The sequence below is a fragment of the Streptomyces sp. RP5T genome (assembly GCF_003933965.1).
In the GTDB taxonomy this organism is placed as follows: domain Bacteria; phylum Actinomycetota; class Actinomycetes; order Streptomycetales; family Streptomycetaceae; genus Streptomyces.
This window is the reverse complement of record NZ_RSAJ01001030.1, coordinates 1-1,615: the sequence shown is the minus strand read 5'-3', so window position 1 is coordinate 1,615 and position 1,615 is coordinate 1. Positions and strand designations below refer to the sequence as shown.

The 1,615-nt window shown below is 73.2% G+C and carries 1 protein-coding gene; it reads left to right on the top strand.

All coding sequences use genetic code 11. The features are described from left to right. Nucleotides 1-30 precede the first annotated feature (30 nt). A partial coding sequence (locus tag EHS43_RS44170) for an RICIN domain-containing protein (RefSeq protein WP_312023482.1) occupies nucleotides 31-1,615 on the top strand: 1,585 nt, incomplete at its 3' end.

Sequence of the window (1,615 nt, the reverse complement as noted above, 5' to 3'; positions counted from 1 at the left end):
CCTTACCCGCCACGCCCCGGATCGAGTCCGGTGGAGTCCGACCGCAATCTCCTGGCCCGGCTGGGGGAGAACCGTGTGGACGCCCATGCCGTCGCGCTGCTGATGGCGCGGCACTGGCAAGCGACCCATGAATATGCCGTCATCTGCCTCGCCTCCTGGTCGGGTTCGGCCTCGATGGCCGCCGCGGCCGCATTTCATCGTGTGCTCGGACGTACGGGCGACGGTGCACTGCGCCCGCAACTCCTCGTAGCGGTCCGGGAGTTCGTCAAGGAGTGGGCCGCGGACGACGCAATAGCCGCCGTGCTGCCGGAACTCCGCAAGACGATCGGCGGTCGCGGTCTGCGCGCCGCGAGGTCCGTCACCTCCGAAAGGCGACTGCTCGCCGAGCGCGCATTCCGGGCCCTTCCCGGGGCTTCCCAATGCCTGTTGTGGCATACCGAGGTCGAAGCCGAACCCATATCCGTACCCGCCGGTCTGCTGGGCGTGGACACGGGCCGCGCGGCGGCCGCCCTCGACCAGGCCCGCGAACAATTCCGCACCGGCTGTGTCCGTGCCCACCGGGAACTCGCGCCCACTTCTGAATGCCGTTTCTACAATCGTCTCCTGGATGTCCCGATTCGTCGGGGCGGGGGTCTTCTGCCCGATGTCCGTGAACACCTGACGGAATGCCGGTACTGCCGTCACGCCGCCGAACAGCTCAGCCATTTCGAGGGCGGTCTCGACGTGCTGCTCGCCGAGACGGTGCTCGGCTGGGGCGCCCACCGCTACCTCGACTCACGGCCCGCGCGTGCCGCCGGGCGTCCGGCCCCGGCCCCGCCCGGCGCGGCCCGCGCGAAGCCCGGCGGGCGCCACCGCCCCGTCCCGGCGGGCCCGCTCGCCCCGCCGCGCAGGAACGCCCGAGCCGTTCTCGTGGGCGCGGGCCTGACCTCCCTGGCCCTGCTCGCCACGGTGCTGGTCACCAAGGTCTGGTCCGACGACGGCGGTGTTCCCACGCCGGGCGCCACCTGGGGCGTGGTGAGCGGCAACACCGTGCGCCCGAGTCCGTCGGAGGTCTCCCGGAACGCCGGCTCCCCGTCCACCGCCTCCATGGGCGACCCCGTCGAGATCGGCCACGGCACGCTGCGCAACGCCGACGCCGGCCTGTGCCTGGACACCCGCGACGCGCGGACCGCGGACGGCACGCCGGCCGTGCTGGCGCGGTGCTCCTCCGCCGGATCGCAGCAGTGGATCTACCAGGAGGACGGACTGCTGCGCAGCGCGGCCGACCCCGCCCTCTGCCTCGACGCGGACGCCGAGAAGCGGTCGGTCGTGGTCGCCGACTGCCTGCCCCGCACAGGAGAGGTCCGCTACGACCTCACCGTGCGCGGCGAACTGCTGCTGCGCCGAGGGAAGGGACTCCTGGTGGCCCCGGGCAAGGGGGAGACCGTGGTCGTCACCGAGCGCAACGGTTCTACGGGGCAGCAGTGGCTGCTGGAGTCCACCGGTGCCGGCGCCCCGGGACAGCAGGGGACGCACTCGCCGCGGGATACGGAGTCGGACCGGCCCTCCGCGGGGCCGGGCGGGGAGCCCTCCGCACCCGGTCTCGCCCCGCCGCCCCTTCCGCCTTCCGACTCCG